At 44.0% G+C, this 18429-nt stretch carries 13 protein-coding genes, 1 tRNA gene and 1 pseudogene; 12 read left to right on the top strand and 3 right to left on the bottom strand.

Features of this window, described 5'->3' with window-relative positions:
• Positions 1-300: 300 nt before the first annotated feature.
• The gene (locus FAY32_RS12520) at positions 301-972 is read right to left on the bottom strand and encodes a hypothetical protein (RefSeq protein ID WP_225428344.1); all 672 of its coding nucleotides are present in this window, start codon (positions 970-972) and stop codon (positions 301-303) included.
• A 225-nt stretch (positions 973-1197) separates the two neighbouring features.
• Positions 1198-1270, bottom strand: a tRNA-Lys gene (locus FAY32_RS12515).
• Positions 1271-2278: 1008 nt separating this feature from the next.
• On the opposite strand from FAY32_RS12515, the gene yycF reads away from it, so the two are divergent.
• From yycF to FAY32_RS12465, 10 genes and pseudogenes are all read left to right on the top strand, one after another.
• Positions 2279-2995: a response regulator YycF gene (gene yycF / locus FAY32_RS12510; RefSeq protein WP_143463762.1), complete on the top strand. Its 717-nt coding sequence runs from the start codon at positions 2279-2281 to the stop codon at positions 2993-2995.
• A gap of 44 nt (positions 2996-3039) precedes the next feature.
• Positions 3040-4896 (top strand): cell wall metabolism sensor histidine kinase WalK, encoded by a 1857-nt coding sequence (walK, locus tag FAY32_RS12505; RefSeq protein ID WP_143463761.1) that lies wholly within the window; start codon positions 3040-3042, stop codon positions 4894-4896.
• The gene (locus FAY32_RS12500; protein ID WP_143463760.1) at positions 4883-6178 is read left to right on the top strand and encodes a YycH family regulatory protein; all 1296 of its coding nucleotides are present in this window, start codon (positions 4883-4885) and stop codon (positions 6176-6178) included. The genes walK and FAY32_RS12500 overlap by 14 nt, the downstream gene beginning before the upstream one ends.
• A 31-nt stretch (positions 6179-6209) precedes the next feature.
• A complete protein-coding gene (locus tag FAY32_RS12495) occupies positions 6210-7067 on the top strand; it encodes a two-component system regulatory protein YycI (protein ID WP_143463759.1) in 858 nt (285 codons plus the stop codon).
• A 198-nt stretch (positions 7068-7265) separates the two neighbouring features.
• Positions 7266-8093 (top strand): MBL fold metallo-hydrolase, encoded by an 828-nt coding sequence (locus FAY32_RS12490; RefSeq protein WP_048733633.1) that lies wholly within the window; start codon positions 7266-7268, stop codon positions 8091-8093.
• Positions 8094-8259: 166 nt separating this feature from the next.
• Entirely contained in the window at positions 8260-9636 is a 1377-nt protein-coding gene (locus FAY32_RS12485; RefSeq protein ID WP_143463758.1) for a S1C family serine protease, read from the top strand.
• A 539-nt stretch (positions 9637-10175) separates the two neighbouring features.
• Positions 10176-10655 carry a 23S rRNA (pseudouridine(1915)-N(3))-methyltransferase RlmH gene (gene rlmH, locus FAY32_RS12480; RefSeq protein WP_143463757.1) on the top strand — a complete coding sequence of 160 codons (480 nt, stop codon included), beginning with the start codon at positions 10176-10178 and terminating at the stop codon, positions 10653-10655.
• Positions 10656-10704: 49 nt separating this feature from the next.
• The gene (locus FAY32_RS12475) at positions 10705-12999 is read left to right on the top strand and encodes an AAA family ATPase (RefSeq protein ID WP_143463756.1); all 2295 of its coding nucleotides are present in this window, start codon (positions 10705-10707) and stop codon (positions 12997-12999) included.
• 560 nt (positions 13000-13559) lie between these two features.
• On the top strand, positions 13560-14147 hold the full coding sequence (locus FAY32_RS12470) for a TetR/AcrR family transcriptional regulator (protein ID WP_158727595.1): 588 nt from the start codon (positions 13560-13562) through the stop codon (positions 14145-14147).
• Positions 14122-14689 (top strand): annotated as a pseudogene (locus FAY32_RS12465) (NAD(P)H-dependent oxidoreductase). Before FAY32_RS12470 ends, FAY32_RS12465 begins: the two are co-directional and overlap by 26 nt.
• Before the next feature lie 160 nt (positions 14690-14849).
• Here FAY32_RS12465 and FAY32_RS12460 read toward each other — a convergent pair.
• Complete coding sequence (locus FAY32_RS12460) at positions 14850-15761, bottom strand: hypothetical protein (RefSeq protein WP_143463754.1); 912 nt, start codon at positions 15759-15761, stop codon at positions 14850-14852.
• A 1073-nt stretch (positions 15762-16834) separates the two neighbouring features.
• On the opposite strand from FAY32_RS12460, the gene FAY32_RS12455 reads away from it, so the two are divergent.
• Positions 16835-17575: a hypothetical protein gene (locus tag FAY32_RS12455; protein ID WP_143463753.1), complete on the top strand. Its 741-nt coding sequence runs from the start codon at positions 16835-16837 to the stop codon at positions 17573-17575.
• Positions 17576-17623: 48 nt separating this feature from the next.
• Positions 17624-18412 (top strand): hypothetical protein, encoded by a 789-nt coding sequence (locus FAY32_RS14690; RefSeq protein ID WP_158727594.1) that lies wholly within the window; start codon positions 17624-17626, stop codon positions 18410-18412.
• The last annotated feature ends 17 nt before the right edge of the window (positions 18413-18429 follow it).

Below are 18429 nucleotides of genomic sequence, written 5' to 3'. Positions count from 1 at the left end.
CCGAGAGGTCGGCAGATATGGGCTCAGGCGCGTCGTTCTACTTAGTCAGTAAGTGCATTTCTTACTGGCTTAGTAGAAAACCAAGCTTGTAGACTCGTGTTCTTCGGGGCTTCAAGTTGTGTTCGCACCGATCCAGCCCATATCTGCCGGCCGGTAAGGCGATGCAACCACCATGTTGCCTAGTTTTAGTCCCATCGTTGTTGCTAGAACAGGAATAAGCTGTACTTTGGAACTTTCAATCTTTCGCACAATAGAAAAAGCCGCCACACCCGAAGTTGAGCATGGCGGCGAATTTTAATTTTAATGCGAGACGCGGAAGTTGTGGTGCAGGCCAGGCATGATGTGTTCGTCGGCCGCAGCGATGATGACCCCGTTGAAGAGAATCGAGTAGAGCGTGCCCACGTTGACCGAATACAACTGATGGGTGCCAATGACGCAGATGACGATCATGATAATCGGTGGGATGAAGTCAACGTACTGTGAGACAGTGGCTCGACCACCGAGGTACATGAAGCGTAAGATGTTGGACGTGTCGTCGTTCGGATGCATGACGAGGTTGGCGCGTTGATAGATCGAAATCGAGCTGGCAAAAATGGTGACGCCAACCACACTGAGCACCATGCGCCAACCTAGTGGCAGGTTGGGAATCCCCAATTTGGCAAAGAGATCCACGAACAGGTCAATGAAGTAGCTGAAACAGGAAATAAAGACGACCTCGCCAATGAAGCGAGGGAGGTCGACCTGTCGAATCAAGATCTGGTTGAGCAGGGCGCTGCAAACGCCGAGAATCAGAAGGATGATGCCGACGTTCCCGTGAATCCAGTAAGCGATGTTGACGGCCGCTGCGGTCCAGATACCACTTCCGGCGTTGCTTGAGACACTCAGAGCGTTACCAAAAGCGTTCAACACCAGGCCAATTACGAGTGCAAAGACCCGATAAGATAGCCGATTCTTTGTTTGTTGCTGTTGCAAAACCAATCACCCCTACAAAATTTTCCAGTTGCGCTGTTGCTTCATTCGGTTGGGGTGTCGATGCGTGTGAACTGGTGTGGCGGCCTCGAAGATGCATGAGTCAGGAAATGGACCCGATGCACGTGCTAAATGAATAAACATAAACGTAACGGATATTTATTAAACTAGTATACAAAAAAATCAGCAACCACGAAGCTAACTTCGTGAAAGCTGATTAGTAAGTGATGGGCAGTCAGGGGATCGAACCCTGGACCCACGGATTAAGAGTCCGTTGCTCTGCCAGCTGAGCTAACTGCCCATGTGATTAAGTTGTTGTATGTCTTCCATATCAACGAGAACTATCATATCATGAGGACGGGGGGTGTGCAACCCTTTTTTAGAAAAAAATTGATTTTTATTCAAAAATATTGAGTATTTTATCAACCGCAGGGGCGTAAAACCCGCGAAATACCGGGAAAGTAACGCCCACGTTGGCCCAGAGAAAAAAAGTTTGGAAAATTACAATTTCTTAGGCTAGGCGGTTGAAAAAGGGCGACGGTTGCCGATGTTGACCGCAAAAAAAGTTAAAATTATTTTCAAATAGGCGTGTAGACGGCCCAAAACAGGCGGCTGTGAGGTAATGACCGCAAAATTCTGGCACGCGGTTAGTTTGATTGGCAACGATTGATGCTGGGAACTAATTTTGAAAAGCGACAGCAATCGGGTGAGTGAGAATTATTTCCCGGTTAACGATGACCGCTCGCTATATCGAAGTAGCTTATTTAAAATTAATCGAACCAACTGTTATCGAATTGAACAATCTGGCGGCGCTTATCTGCCAGATATGACGGTGACGCAAGCCCATAGTCAGGTGTTTTCCACCAATCGAAAATCTTAAACGCTCCCCCAGCAGAGGTCCAATCCAAAATAATGGCGGGAAATATCTCTGCGTCACTGGTGAAAATGGTCAGGTTCGACCGTAAATATTAAGAACCGCATCTTATTTCCCGGGAAATAGTTCGTTAAGGGAAGCTTAAATCCCTAGTAGAACGGGACTGAAACGCGTCCCATGATGTGTTATAATTCAGGTAGCGTTCTTTTCCCGGCACTGGAAGTTTATCAGGTCGGCGAACGCAACCTTAAAAAACACCGGGTCAGCAACCAAGACTGACCCATTATTCCTTGACTTTAAACGAAGAAACCTAACCGTACATTAATCGTAGTGGCCCCATTGACGGTGGTAGTATGACACCCAACGGCCGGCCTGCCGGTAATCCTGCAATTATCGGACTCATTTGTATTTCCCTTTAAGGAGGAAATTTTTACTATGCCTAAGAAAATTCTCGTTGTTGATGATGAAAAGCCGATTACCGATATCATGAAGTTTAACCTTGAAAAAGAAGGCTACGAAGTCGATGTCGCTTATGACGGAGAAGCCGCCATTCAACAGGTCGAAGAGGGTAACCCCGACCTGGTGATCCTAGATTTGATGTTGCCAAAAGTTGACGGGCTGGAAGTTGCTCGTGAGATTCGTAAGAAGCATGACATGCCCATCATCATGGTGACCGCTAAGGATTCCGAATTGGATAAGGTCCTCGGCCTCGAACTGGGTGCTGACGACTACGTGACCAAGCCATTCTCTAACCGGGAATTGGTGGCCCGGGTCAAGGCGAACCTGCGGCGGCAAAATACCGCGGCGCACGCCCAGCCTGAAGAACCAGAAAATCAAGATATTGAGATTGGTGATTTGACCATCCACCCAGAGGCTTATTCTGTGTCCAAGCGGGGTGCCAACATTGAGTTGACCCACCGTGAGTTTGAGCTACTACATTACCTGGCACAACACATTGGCCAAGTCATGACCCGGGAACACTTGCTCCAAACGGTGTGGGGCTACGACTACTTTGGTGACGTGCGGACCGTGGATGTGACGGTGCGGCGTCTGAGAGAAAAGATTGAAGATGCGCCCAGTCACCCAACGTGGTTAGTGACGCGGCGGGGTGTCGGTTACTACTTACGGAACCCTGATTCCGAACAGGCTTAAGCTAGCGGTAACGCTAAATCTCGCATTGAGGAGTATGTGACTTCGTGAATAGCAAAATAAAATTTTTCCAGTCGATTCACTTTAAAATCGCGCTGGTCTTCGCGCTACTCCTACTATTGACGCTGGAGATCGTTGGTGCCGTGTTCGTGCGGCAGTTGGAGCGGCAAAATTTAAATACCTTTAAAGCCCAACAGGTCGTGCAAACGTACATCGTCAACCGGTTCTCTGATGAGTTGTCGACGACCGATACGACCAAGGCCGATAAGCAGATCAAGTCGACGTTGTCTGAAATCAACAACACCAATAACGCTCAGATTCGGGTCATCGACAACAAGGGGACCATTCGGGGCACCAATGAAGTCGATAACCAGGGGATCGTTGGGCAAAAAACAACCGATAATAACATTAAAAACGCTATTTATAATAACCGTGACGTGGTCCGGACGACTTATAATTCACAGAATAATAGCCGTTACTATACGACGATTACGCGGCTGATTCGAACTCAGGGAAATAACAGCGAATTGGTCGGGGTTATTTACATGCGGTCGAGTTTGGATTCGGTCTATCAAAATATCAATCAAATCACGCTGATCTACTTCTCAGCAACGTTTGTGGCGATTATTTTGGGACTGGTCATGGCCATCATTATTTCCCGGGCAATTACGCGACCGATTGATGAAATGAAGAAACAAACGCTTCGCATCGCGCGGGGGGACTATTCCGGGCACGTCCACGTCTATGGCAATGATGAGCTGGGCCAACTGGCGAGTGCCGTCAATAACCTGTCCGTGCGGGTCGAAGAGGCCCAAGAGTCGACCGAGTCTGAACGGCGCCGGCTAGATTCCGTCATGGCCCACATGACCGACGGGGTTATTGCGACCGATCGCCGGGGGAACGTGACCATCATTAACGAAACGGCCACGAGCTTTCTGGATACTGATACGGACGACGCGGTCGGCAAATCTATTCTGGATCTCTTAGCGATTCGTGACGACTACACGTTGCGCGAACTGCTGGAAGACCCGGACGATTTAGTCTTGGATTTTTCGACCAAGGAACATGACCTGATCTTGCAGGCCTACTTCTCACTGATTCAGCGGGAATCTGGCTTCATCTCTGGGTTGGTCTGTGTCTTGCATGATGTAACTGAGCAACAGAAGATCGATCAGGACCGTAAGGAATTCGTCTCCAACGTGTCGCATGAACTGCGGACGCCGTTGACCAGTGTGCGGGCCTACATTGAATCGCTGTCCGAAGGGGCCTGGAAGGATCCCGAGGTAGCACCGCAATTCTTGAAGGTCACCCAAGAGGAAACTGACCGGATGATTCGGATGATCAATGACCTGTTGACCTTGTCGCGGATGGACTCCGGGACGCAAAAGGTCGATCTGGAAATGGTCAATTTAAACGAGCTCTTTAACTACGTGCTGGATCGCTTTGACATGATGTTGAAGCAAGACGACCAGCCGGAAAAGACCTATACGATCAAACGGGACTTTACCAAGCGCGATTTATGGGTTGAAATCGACACCGATCGGTTCACGCAGGTGTTGGACAACTTAATGAATAATGCCATCAAGTACTCACCGGATGGTGGTGTGGTGACGGCACGTTTGCTGGAGACACACAACAACGTCATTCTTAGCGTCTCTGACCAAGGCTTGGGGATTCCCCGGGCAGATATTCCGCGGATCTTTGACCGGTTCTATCGTGTCGACAAGGCCCGTTCACGGGCACAAGGCGGGACCGGACTGGGTCTAGCCATTTCAAAGGAAGTCGTCCAGATGTTGGGCGGCCGAATTTGGGTCGATAGTCGTGAAGGGCGCGGGTCAACGTTCTACATTTCCTTGCCTTACAAGCCGTACGATGAGGAGGATCTTTGGGATGAAGATAACTAAAGCATTCTTACCACTGGGATTGACCCTCGCCGTCGTCGTGAGTGTGACGCTCTCCGCCATGATTTGGACGAACCCAGCGCAGTATGAGCGTAACCGTCAGCGGAGTTCCAATACGCCGACGACGGAGCTGAACACGCGGCCACAAAAGGACGTGTATTTGCCGACGCAGGTCTTGTATAGCAACGAATTAGGCGATCAAGAACTGTTGAATAACCGTAAAGTTAACCTGACGACGGAGATTCGTGAGTCCTTAGCCAAATGGGACTTGGGCCGGGTCCAAAAGATTCAGGTCAAGTCGCAGGCGGACTACATGCACTACCTGAACATGAAGAGTAGTATTTTGATGTCGTACGCGGCACCAATCAACGTTAAAATGTTTAATAAGGTCTTTGGGAGCAGTTTAAATCGCAACAACGCCGAGATTTCCCGGATCATGATCCCTCTAAATGACAGCAAGCACCTGTACCTGTTGAACGACAAGAATCAGGAAGTCTATCAGGTCACGGTTCACAATCGAAACGTGAAGGAACTGCGCAAGATCTTAAAGGAGAACCTGTTCCGAATCAACGTGAAGATGCAATGGTTGAACAAAGAGGCCGTGCCCTATGTGACCAACACGGTGACGGTACCGTCCTATAGTTATTTAGTCAACCAGCAGTCGACGGATTACTTTACGACGCGCCTCCTGAACAAGGGGGAGTCGACCAACGTTTCGGCCAAGAAGAACAAGGACAATACCATCTACAGTGATGGGGCTTCGCGGCAGCTGACGGTCTACAATCGGCGCGGGACAGCGTTGTATGAGGACTATAGTGCCCTACAGTCGACTTTTACGTTCAGTCAGGCGTTGACGGCCAGTTACAACGCGGTCAAGTCTATTGGGATTCCGATGGAAAACTTGCGTTATTATGGTTACGATGATACGAAGTCAACGGTCACCTACCGTAGCTTCGTTGAAGGGTTCCCGATTTTTAATCAAAGCAATTACGGCGCGGCCCGGATTCAAATGTTGTCGCAGGGGGTTCGGCGGTATAACTTCTCGCTGTACAGTCTGCAGGTCCCTGTGCCGACCGATAGAAAGGCCGTTTCACTGCCAAGCACGCAGCATGTTATGAATCAATTGCTGGCGGCGGGGTATAACAAAGGTAAAATTTCGACCGTGCAGTTAGGGTATCAGTGGGTGACGTCCACGTCGTCCGATAAGGTGGTCAACCTGACGCCAACCTGGTACGTTTACTACAACGGGAGCTGGAAGACCTACACGCAACTGCTGAAACAATAGCAGTAATTCCGGTAAAGGAGGGCGGCCCAGCATGGATTTTCGACGCATTGAATGGTTATTTTTAGTGGCGTTCATCGTTATTGATATTTTCTTGTTTGTCGCCTTCCAACGCGATACGACGGGTCAGACCGACACGACCTCGAGTAAATCGGCGGATAGTGACACCACGATCGTTAAGGAAATGCACGCCGATGAGATTTCATTTAGCAGCCCGTCCAAGAAGAGCGGCGAGGGCTACTACATTTCCACGACCAACAACGATGGTATCAAGAGTGAATTGACGGCGTTGAGCGATCAAACGGTCCGGTACGAAACGGATGGTCTGATCACCTCGACGTTCAAGACGCCGGTGACTAACGTGGATATCAAGCATCCGGATAAGACGCTGGACACGGTGGTCAATAACGGCGCGCTGATTCTGTACGGAACGCATTATCTGTACAACGCGCAGCTGTCGAGTCGCAACACGATCGTCTACACGCAACACGTGACGGACGGTCAGATCTACTCGCGGTTCGGCGAGATTCGGTTCAGCATGACCAATGATGGAACGGTGACCGGCTACACGCAGGGGTATCTCGCCAACGTGGCGACCTTGCGGGAAAAGACGGATACCATTTCCGAACGCAAGGCGCTGATCTGGCTGTACCAATATAACCAGATCTCCAACAATACCAAGGTTATCTGGACGCAGCTGGCGTACACTCGCTACTTCAGTCTGAAGAATAGCAGCGTGTACATTCCGACCTGGGTCATCGCGGTCAAAGCCAATAGCGGCAACAACGCGGGTGTTCTGCAGATCAAGCGGGTCAACGCGTTCACCGGGGCGATTCTCGAGACGAACAGTAGCGTGAAATCGGTCAGTGGTGCAACGAGTGTGAGCGAATAAGTGAGAGTTGAAATGGGAGATGGGGGACGGTTCATCACGAACCGGCCCTTTTCCTTTGGACTGATATTTAGTTACAAAGCCGGCAAGATGCGGTATGATTACGGTATTGAAATTTACGTGTTTCCGGGTAAGTGGTTTGGCGAGGGTTTTCAGTTGCCAGCGAACTACCGCGGGGATAAGTGCTAAGGAGAGGTCGAATTGGATTTGCGGACGAATACAGCAGTAGCAGACGATTTACGCATCAGCGTGTTGTCCAGTGGCAGTACGGGCAACGTGTGCTACGTGGAGAGCCCCAACGAACGGATCATGATCGATGCGGGGTTGAGCGGCAAGAAGATTGAGAAATTAATGGGCGATATCGACCGCAAGATGCAGGACGTCAATGCCTTGCTGGTGACACACGAACACTCGGATCACCGGCAGGCCGTGGGTATTTTGGCGCGGCGTTACGAGCAATTGAACGTTTACGCCAACCAGGGCACCTGGGATGCGATGAGTTCGAAAATCGGGAAGGTCGACTTGGCTCAAAAGCATCTGTTTGCTCCCGATACGGTCCAAACGTTTGGTGACATCGATGTCGAAAGCTTCTCCGTGTCCCACGATGCGGCGGAACCCCAATTTTACGCGATCCACTATCACGGCAAGACCTTTGTGATTCTGACCGACACCGGCTACGTCTCCGAACACGTCGAGGGCGTGATTGCAGATGCCGATGCCTACCTGTTGGAGTGCAACCACGACGTCGAGATGCTGCGGATGGGGGAATACTCTTGGCCACTGAAGCAACGTATCTTGGGTGACAAGGGCCATTTGTCAAACGAAGAGGGCGCCGACGCTTTGATGGACGTGTTGGGCAACCGGACCAAGAAGATCTACCTGGGACACCGGAGCCTGCACAACAATATGCAGTCGCTGTGTCACTTGACGGTGGCCTCGATGATGGAAAATCGCGATTTCGGCGTTGGCCATGATTTCCAGCTGATCGACACGAATCCGGAAGAAGCAACGCCACTGGTTGCCCTGTAAGTGGCCAGGCGAGTTTTGTAAGATTCACTAAATTTTAGGACTTCAGCACTGATTCATCAAAAAAACTTCACACTCGGTCGCTATGATAGTATTTATAAATAAACGGTCGGGGGACGTTGGCCTGCTGACCGACGAATGAGGAGGGTTCGCGCGTTCGCGCAATGCTATGGATAATAACAACAATAATCAGTTTAATGATAACAACAATGATAATAGTCAAGAAACTAATAACAATCAAACGACTAATAATAGTGAGGTAACGCCAACCCCAGAAACGCCCAAACGGCCACGGAAGGGCTTGACCTTAACCAAGGTCGCCGTTACCGCAGCGGTTGCGGGGCTCCTAGGTGGGGGTGTCGCTTACGGTGGGATTAACTATATTAATAATAGTGGCTTGAATGACACGGCTGTTCCTAGCGGTAGCAATAAGACCGGGAATACCAAGACCTCGAACGTGACGGTCAACGTTAACAGTCAATCGACCAAGGCGTTTAACCAGGTCAAGGGGGCCATGGTCTCCGTGATCAACCTGCAAAAGCAGAGTAATAACAGCACGTTAGGCCAGTTGTTCGGTCAAGAGTCCTCAAGCACGTCGAAGAGCTCGAAGGCGGCGTTGGAAGAGGCGTCCGAAGGGTCCGGGGTCGTTTATAAGAAGGACGGCAATACGGCGTACATCGTGACCAACAATCACGTGGTGTCGGGGTCATCGGCACTGCGCGTGGTGACGAGTTCGGGTAAGCAGCTACAGGCAAAATTGGTCGGGAAGGATTCCGTGACCGACTTGGCCGTGCTGAAGGTGAATGGCGCGGACTTGAAGACGGTGGCCTCCTTCGGGAACTCCGACAAGATCAGGGTCGGCGAAACGGCGTTGGCGATTGGGTCACCACTGGGTAGCCAGTACGCGACCTCATTGACGGAAGGCATCATTTCCGCGAAGAAACGGACCGTGGAAACGACCAACTCGGCCGGAACACAGACGGGGAACGCAACGGTTATCCAAACCGATGCGGCTATCAACCCCGGGAACTCCGGTGGGGCGCTGATCAACGTGGCGGGGCAAGTCGTCGGCATTACGTCGTCGAAGATTGCCAGTGACGCCGAAGGAACCAGCGTTGAAGGGATGGGCTTTGCCATTCCATCGAACGAAGTGGTCAACATTATCAATCAATTAGTCAAGAAGGGCAAGGTCGTCCGGCCAGCGCTGGGCATTACCTACGTCGACTTGGCGAACGTTTCGAGCTCACAACAGAAGTCGATCCTGAAGTTGCCATCTAGTGTGGAAAATGGGGTCGTCGTGATGAGTGCGAGTGCGGGTTCACCGGCAAAGAAGGCGGGCTTGAGCAAGTACGACGTGATTACGGAGATGGGCGGTCACCAGATTTCGGACCAATCCACGTTGCGTGATATCTTGTACAAGTACAAGCTGAACGACACGGTCTCGATGACTTACTACCACAATGGTAAGAAGAAGACGACTAGTGTGAAGCTGACGGAAACGAGTTCACAGTTGAAGACAACGACGTCGGCAACGTCCGAATCATAATAGAGCCAAAATGAAAGCGACCGGTGGGTTTTCTCACCGGTCGCTTTTGAGTATGATAAACTATTTAGTGAAAAGCCGAAGTTTCGGGTCGACCGTGGGCAGATGAAACCGTAACCGTGGGTTGCGCGGCCGAACGAAAGTCCAGGAATGGAAAAAGTAATTCAGGCCGAAGAATTAGCTTGTGGATAACTGTTGATAACTCGGGGGACGAAAAAAGAAACACCCCGGTGGAAAAGTTATAAACAGGTCAGGACCAGCGATGGTACCGGTGCAAAAGTTATCCACAGGCACTGGGGATAACTGTGGATAGAAAAATTTTTGTTGTCAAATGCGGGAGTTAAACCCAGTGGTGACGCGGATTGTAAGCGGATAGCCCAAACAGACGTTTTGTCAAAAAACGGTGGATAACTAATTAGCGATTGACATTTTACAAAAAAATAAATATGGGGGGTCTGTGGAAAGACCACCCCAATATCTAGGAAAACAGGTTGTACACCTGTGGATAACTTTGTGGACAACCTGTGTACAGGAGGCAGATTATGAACATCAAGTTCGTCGTTGTGGGTAAGCTAAAGGAAAAGTACTTCAAACAGGGAATCGCGGAATACGCCAAGCGGCTGTCCAGATTCTGTAAATTTTCAATCGTGGAGGTGCCGGATGAAAAGGCCCCAGAAAGCATGTCACAGGCGGAGATGGACCAGGTGATGGCGGCAGAGGGCGAACGAATCCTGAGTAAGATCAAGGACAAGGAATACGTCTATGCGCTGGCCATTCTGGGCAAGGAACGCTCCTCGGAGGAGTTCGCCAAGGAAATCAAGGACCTAACGACGTACGGCCATTCAGACATCACGTTCGTCATCGGTGGCTCGCTAGGCCTGACACCAGCGGTCCTGAAGCGCGCGGACACCCAGATTTCGTTTGGCCGGTTTACGTTGCCGCACCAGTTGATGCGATTGGTGTTGACGGAGCAGGTTTACCGGGCGTTTATGATTAATGAGGGAAGTCCGTATCATAAGTGATGCGGACTACCTCTGATAGTATATTAAAGCTTTAAGGAGAAAATATCATATGATTTTAGGATGTTTAATTGATGGATATAAGTCTTTTAAGAAATTACAATATATAAGCTTTATTAAGGATGAAGAAGAAGCATACACAGCGATTTTGGGAAAAAACGGTGTGGGTAAGAGTGCTATTCTAGAAGCGCTTAATTTTTTGTTGAACTATCAAGTAACAAAGATTTCGTGGAATATGAACAAAGATCGAAAATCATCAAAAAATGCATACGTCGTAGGACTTTTTGCAATTAAAAAAAGCAATGTTGAAAAATATCTTGCTGAAAAATACCCGGTACAGAAGCAAGAAATATTAACAATATTCCAAGAAGTTGACCAAAGAATTAGAAGTTCAAAAGCTAATAAAGGATTCACGAATGACGAGGTTATTAGATTTACTAGAGATGCTAACAATTATAATGATGTAGATTCTTTTTTATGTGTGTCAGGACGAGTTTTTACTGGCGAGACGGGTGTTAGTCCACTGAAAACACGTTTGTTTGATCAAGATAAATTTTCGGACATTCAAAAGATTTATTTTGAAGTTGTTCTTGATTATCATGAATATATTTACATTCCAGCTGAGGAAGTCCCTGAAGAGTTATTAAATCTGACAGAGCTAGACATTCAGAAAGTGTTAAATGTTAAAGTTTATGATGAAGTAAAACGGATACTTAACTCTAAGATTGGATCTAATGCAGTTATTGATCAAGTAAATATTCAATTGTCTAATTATTTAAAAACGATTAATCAAAGTTTAGAATCAAATGGAAATACTTATCAATTTGATACTTCATCTCGGAAGAAAAAGTTATACACTCAGGATTTTGTTGATAGAATTATAGCTTCCTACTTCTCACCAAGAAAATTGTTCAAAGTAAAGAAAGCTAAGATTCCTATTGAACAATTAAGTTCGGGCGAACAAAAACAAGCAATAATCAATGTCTTTTGTGCATTATTAGATAATCAGCAAGTAGATCAGGGCTATAAAGATGCTATTATATTTGCTTTAGACGAGCCTGAGATATCGCAAGATTATTCAAATGTATTTCCACAATTTGAAAGGCTGGAAGGTCTTGCACGAAATAGCAGTTTTCAGGTTATGCTAACTACGCATTGGTATGGTATTTTGCCAGCAGCATATGGCGGTACACTTTTGTTGATTGACGATAAGGGAGAAAGTAGATCACATGAGTTCTATGATATTTATTCTTCCCACATGGAAGACCTTACTGAAATGAAGTTTAAAAGTGTATATGACTTAGTGACAAGCACGGTGGCGTTTGTTCGAGCATATCCAAAGAAAAGAGTTATTATATGTGAGGGCCCTACTGATCGATTGTATTTGGAAAATTATCTTAATCTCAATGAAGTTAAGATAATTCCAGTTGGTGGTAGAAAGAATGTTATTCTAACTGCGCAACTATTGATAGTAGCGTTGAATAGCGTAAATCTTACCGGAAGTGTGCCACATGTTTTATGTGTGATCGATACGGATCAAGAGCTCAACCCTGACATATTTTTAGATGGAAAATCTAGCGAAGTAAGTTTATGTCGTTGGCAACTAGTAAATAACAGCGAAAAAATTAAATTGATAAGTTTGATAAACATAAAGGAAGGAGGAGAGAAGTACAGTAGAACTGTTATCGAGGATGTTTTAGATTCGAAGATTTTTGGCAGTGTAGTAGAGGAGCTTGTTAATGAAAAAAATCCAGAGTATATGGAAGATTTAAAGCTAAATGTGCTTAATGTTGGATCTCAGGTTGTTGGAACAGAAAAAACACTTTTTAACATTACGGGTAGTAAGGGACAAAGCAATCAAGCTAATATTGAAAAATTAATTAATGATAATAAGGGACGTTTAGCACATATGTATAGCAAGAGATTTGAAAGTCAAAAATTGTCTGATTCTTATCCCATTGTTGTAGCTTTAAGTGATGCATTTGGATGTGATAAAAAAAATATTATAAAAAAGGCGACTAGAATACCAGTGAATCGTGTACTTCCTTTTAGTAGCGAGAGCGTTTTGTATAATATTGAAACAATTTCAAAAAATCAAAACATTTTGAAAAAAGGTAGCTTGATCAAAAAGAGGAAAAATTCTCTTAACCAAACTCTATCAGGACTTAGAGATTCCGTGAGCTCGAAATTTGAAGAAACCGATAAAGGGACTTTGAAAGTTTTGGAAGACATTAGACTCAATCTGCCTCTAAATGAGACAGTGAGGTTTTCGGAGGGATATATGATTAGGGAGAAAAGCGTGGATAAACTGATACAAGTAGCGAGACAAAAAGATAGTCTAGATTAGAAATCATATGGTATTTCTTGGGGTGTTGTTCTCGGTGATACAGATAATAATTGATTATTAGTGGAATAGTAATAATCGTGCGTATCAGATCGATTTGAAGCAATGTTAAAGAGAAGAGTCTTCTCATTTAGGCTATACTCCTCTTTAGGTAGACAAGCAAATAATAAAGCTTGTTTACCTAGAGAGGAGTTTTTGTATGGGACGGAAAGGGTCTTGATACACATTGGTAGTCTTTTGTTGGGCCCTTTTAAGGGGTTTGTGCGATGAGCCCCTCTAGGGCACCACCAGCTGTGCTAGTGGATAATTCTTAAGAATCAAAGAGACTATCAGGGACAACGCGAAATAGTTACAAGTCCAGATTCTCTGATCAGTTATTCCGCTTATGTAAAGTTATTAGCCATTATGAAAGAATTCGAAAGTGACCAGAATTATTCATTGGTTGAGCTGTTTTATAGCCGTATATTGACGGTAAGTTTAGTTTATTTTAGATAAACTAAACTTGAGCTAATGGGATAACGATGTTATCTTATTAGCTAAGCAATATAAGAAGGAGAAACAACGTGGCAGGAAAAACGAATAATACAGACCATAAGATCCTAATAGCGGCGATTCAAATTATCCAGGATAAGGGTGAAAGTGGCATATCGCTTAGACGTCTAGCCAGTGTCATTGGTGTGACAACTGGGGCCTTTTACAAGCACTACGCTAACAAGGACCAGTTATTTAGGGCCATTACTAAGGAAATATCTCATCAAGTTACTGAGGAGGCGCGAGTAGCATTGATGGAGGTCCAAAATGCCAAAGAAAAGTTATTAGTGCTAGCGGACGTTTTACTTACATGGTTTCAAAAGCAACCGAACTTAATGAACTTCATGTTTTTCAATCCAATGGCACAGAGAACAATCACAGAATCAGAAACAGATTTTGAACTATTGAATATGACTATGGACTTAATCAATGGGTTAGTGGAAGGCAGCCAGTCTACAGTTGAATCACAAAGACTATTTATTCAAATTTGGTCATTTATTCAGGGATATGGATTGTTACTTAAAAATAAAGTTGTTGATTATGATCGTGAATTATTGGAGACAACGTTAGACGAATATCTAGAGGGAACTAATTATGGAACGAGTTGTAATCGTTTATAGTCATCCATATGAAAAGAGTTTTAACCATGCAATCTTGGAACAAGTTCAAGACAACCTAATGACAAAGAAAATTCAGTATGACGTACTGGACCTTTATCAGGTACAATTTGATCCGACGTACTCAAAAAAAGAATTGGAACTATTTAATCATGGGGAAACGGTTGATCCCTTAGTTATGCCGTATTTACGTAAGATTCAGCAAGCAAGCACTATTATTTTTATCACTCCAATTTGGTGGAATGATGTTCCAGCAATGATGAAAGGATTTATTGATAAAGTCGAAAGAAGGTGTTGGATTGTCCCACACAGTCACTAAAACCGGTATCAGAGGACTGTTGACCGATGTTCAGCATGCTTACGTTTTAACGACATCGACTTCACCAACGTTTTATTTCAAATTATTTTGTGGTAATGGTATTCAACGCATTTTCTTAAATCAAACTTTGAAGCAATTAGGGATTAAACATCGGTATTGGATAAACTTTGGTGGAATTTCGAGTTCTTCACAACAGCGACGACAAGCTTATTTACGAAAAAATTGAGACAATGACGTTTCGATGATGATTTATGGGAAATATTGGATGTAGGATAATGGAAATGATAATCGCAAAGTAGTCTGTTACGGATCTCCGTATCATAAGTGATGCGGTTTTTCATGAAAAACTGTATTGGGGAATCTATTAGCATTGGCAGAAATACAAACTAATGCGTTTTTAGATATGATAATAAAGGAGCAGGTATTTTATCGTTGGTTACTTTAGTGGCGTACTTGATAACCTGATTACCACCGCCACTTTTGGAAATGGTCCCCTCTGAATTTGCTTTTTTGCCAGTCTTGTTTATTTTTGTAATTTCTTTTGTTGTAATAGTTTTGTTATGGTTAATTGCTAGGTCAGTTGGACTGTTCCAATAGCCAAATGTATCTTTAAAATTAACGGATTTGACTTTATGAGGTAATTTAGAGTAGCGTTTATGGTAAACTAGAGAAAAATCTCCCTTGCTATCATAGAAAGCTAGTGCTGAAAAAGCTTTGCCATGACTATTTCTTACTTTGATGTGATTGAAAATACCTGTTTCAACAGTTTCATAATTGTATGCTGTTTTAGCCCAAAAAGTGTAGGAAATTTCAGGCTCTTTATCGTGTTTGTAAGTATAGTTGTGGATAATATCTTTGGTAAACCTTTGTATATTCATGTTATATCGATCTTGCTGCATAAATCCTAATTTTTTGAATCTTTGTGAAGGAATGACACCATTTCTAGTAACTCTGAAAGAATCACCATTGGCATAAAACCAATGTCCCTGAATATCTTTAGGAATTTTGTTAAACTTTTGTCTCTTAGAGTTAGCTTTCAGGGGGCGAAATTCATCGGTTAGTTGATCATCGCTTTGATTCTTTAGTTCATATGTTTTGCCGTTAATTTTCCATTCATTCATTTCTCGGTAAGGGTGATTCCAGTCGTTTTTGACGACCTTTTTTATGTATTTGTCTTGCGTAGCGTTCCATTTTACTTTCCAAGCTCGTGAAATAGCATGTGCGGGTTGTGGATTGTCATAAAAGGGTAGGCCACAAGCTGCTAAGGCCAGCAGTGCAAGAATTGAAGTCTTCTTCATAAAATTTCCTCCTCGTTGATAGCTTTAGTATACAAAATTCGGAACCTTATTCAAGTGAGTAATGACACGTGCTTTTCCTTATAAATGACTTAGTGAAAGTGAATTATCCGTGTTTTCAAATATGTATTATTACCATGAAGGCGTAGTGTATCTGACACTAGGCCTATTTTTGTATAGAAAGGATGTTGAATTATGAGCAAGAATGTCGCCTATGGAGCCCTATTTCCAATTTACCAAGAGTTAAATGATTTAGTTGAGGAGAGCTGAAAATTTATGGTTATTGGCGAGGGTCGCGGTTTAGTCTAACAGTGCGATTCAAACAGTTGCGGCTGATTTTAAAGATATCAAGGGACAGCAACAAGGATTTGGTTGAACTATTGATTTAGGCGATATGAGTTGGACTCAGGAGTGCTTTCAACGGACAGCATGGGCAATTTATATAATCGCTTTACTACCTCAGGTTCAGAAATACAAAGTAACAAGAGGATTGTAATCTAGATAGTTTAGCAGCTATCGGCATTTATTCGGGAGTATGGTAGTCCATCGGTAACCAGGTTAACTCTAGCGATAGAAGCCATCAGTACTCCTGCGCAAAAGATTGCATGATAAGGTGAAATTCGTAGACACAGACCGCTGCTAGTTTGATTCCTATGAGGGAAAAATATTTTGAAAAAGAGATTTTTAGGTTCAAAAACAAGTATTGTGATATTCTTCGACAATATTAATATTGTGACAGACTGCGAAGTAGCTGACTGAAAAAAGCAAGCGATTTGAAGTGTTAATTAATTAAATACAATCACAGGTTTTACTGGTAGGCATGGAAATTATTTCAGAACGTAAGTTTGAAAAAAGACCCCTATGCCCTTTTAAATTGATAAATCAATAAAATTATTCATATAAGCATCGGCAATTCTTCTTTGTATAATATTTATAGTGAAATTGTAGCTGAATATAACTATCGCCGAATACGTTGATATTACAGCAGTTCTATTTTTATAATAGCTATGAATTGACAATACAAACCTATAAGAGTACTATTTGCACTGAAAAATATATAAAGAAGGCAGATATACATGGCTAAAAGCTCTAAATATCCGAGAATTGATTTTGATGCTGCTTTGGATTTTGTGAAAGAATTGGATAAAAACTTTTCTGCTAATACGATTTCCTATGAAGAAGTCGAACAAATGCTGGGTGTGAAGACGAATGCAACAGCTAAGTTTTCTAAAAATGTTTCCACAGCAGAACAGTTTAAGCTAATAGAAACGGCGGGTAAGACGATACAAATTGCTGCACTTGCTAGAAAGATATTACATCCAACTTCAGATAATGACGAGGATGTGATGAAGCTCAAAATTTCATCATTTATGAGCTCACCTCTATATTCAACGTTATTTGATCGTTTCCTAAAGACTGGACTTCCCACCGAAGGAGTTCTGGCAAATATTCTTTTAAATGAATATGGAATTTTAAAAAGTGTAAAAAATACTGCAGCTAAGAATTTCTTAAAAAGCCTTGATGAACTTGGGTTAATGCAAGATGGAGTACTTAAACAGGTTTCTGTAGATGAAGATTCAGTGAAAGGCAGCGAAGGTAGTGATAATGAAGGACAGGAAGCAGCTAATTTGCAGGGAATAGGCACTCATGGTGAAGAATATGTATCATTAGTTCTTCCGTTGATGCAGGGACAAGCAGTCCTAAAAGTACCACGGGAGTCGTTAGAATCAACAGAAAAGTTAAAATTTTTGAAGACGTTGATTAATGCAAATCTAGATGCGTTTATTAATAGAAATACTATAAATTCAAAAGATTAGCGGATCGGATACTTTATCGATTAGACAGGAAAAGCGAGGGAAATCAATATGAAAAGTAAATTACATTTTGTAGTTTTGGATTTTGATACGGTTCTTGAATTTGTTGAACAAGTAGACAAAAACTTTCCTGATAAAGTATTTTTGATGAGTGATATAGCAAAGATGCTTGAAGTAGCTGTCAGAAATAAGTCGTTGACTTACAAAGTATCGGCAGCTAAACAATTTGGACTTATAGAAAAGTCCAAAAATTCAGGGCTTCATTTAACGGAATTAGCAAAACTGATTATTCACCCAATGACGGAAGATAGTGGGGAAATTCTGAAGTTGAAAAGAAAGGCGTTTCTCAATTCAGAGTCGAGTAGTATCTTGTATAGTAGATTTAAGGGAGAGGAACTACCAACTGGTCAAACTTTGGCTAATATTTTGTTGAATGACTATAAGCTTGCGACGGGCGCAAGAGGGAAAGTTGCAACAAGCTTTCTTAAGAGTATTGAACAATTAGGAATGGATGGTCGGGCTAACAATGAGAAGGCTAATGAAAGTGTGCACATGGATCAAGATGAAGGACTTACTGAAGATGTTGACTTATTTACGCCAGAAGACGTTAGACTAGACAATTCGATAGAAGCTCATGAAACTAATAAGGTAGCAGATAATAGGATAGAGTTAGTTAAGGCATCAGTAAACTATGGGGTATCGCTGTCTATTCAGGATGCAAGCTCCCATACAGAATTGCGATTGGCTAGTAGCGTGCTTTCGAGAGAGCGTAAAATATCTTGTGTAAACGCACAAAAGATTTCTAAATTGTATAGAAATAGGGAATGCCTTCCCTTATGATATTTAGTAACCACAGA

The sequence above is a fragment of the Levilactobacillus enshiensis genome, assembly GCF_007115095.1.
Lineage (GTDB): Bacteria > Bacillota > Bacilli > Lactobacillales > Lactobacillaceae > Levilactobacillus > Levilactobacillus enshiensis.
Note: the sequence above shows the minus strand (reverse complement) of the source record. Positions and strands in the feature narration are given on the sequence as shown.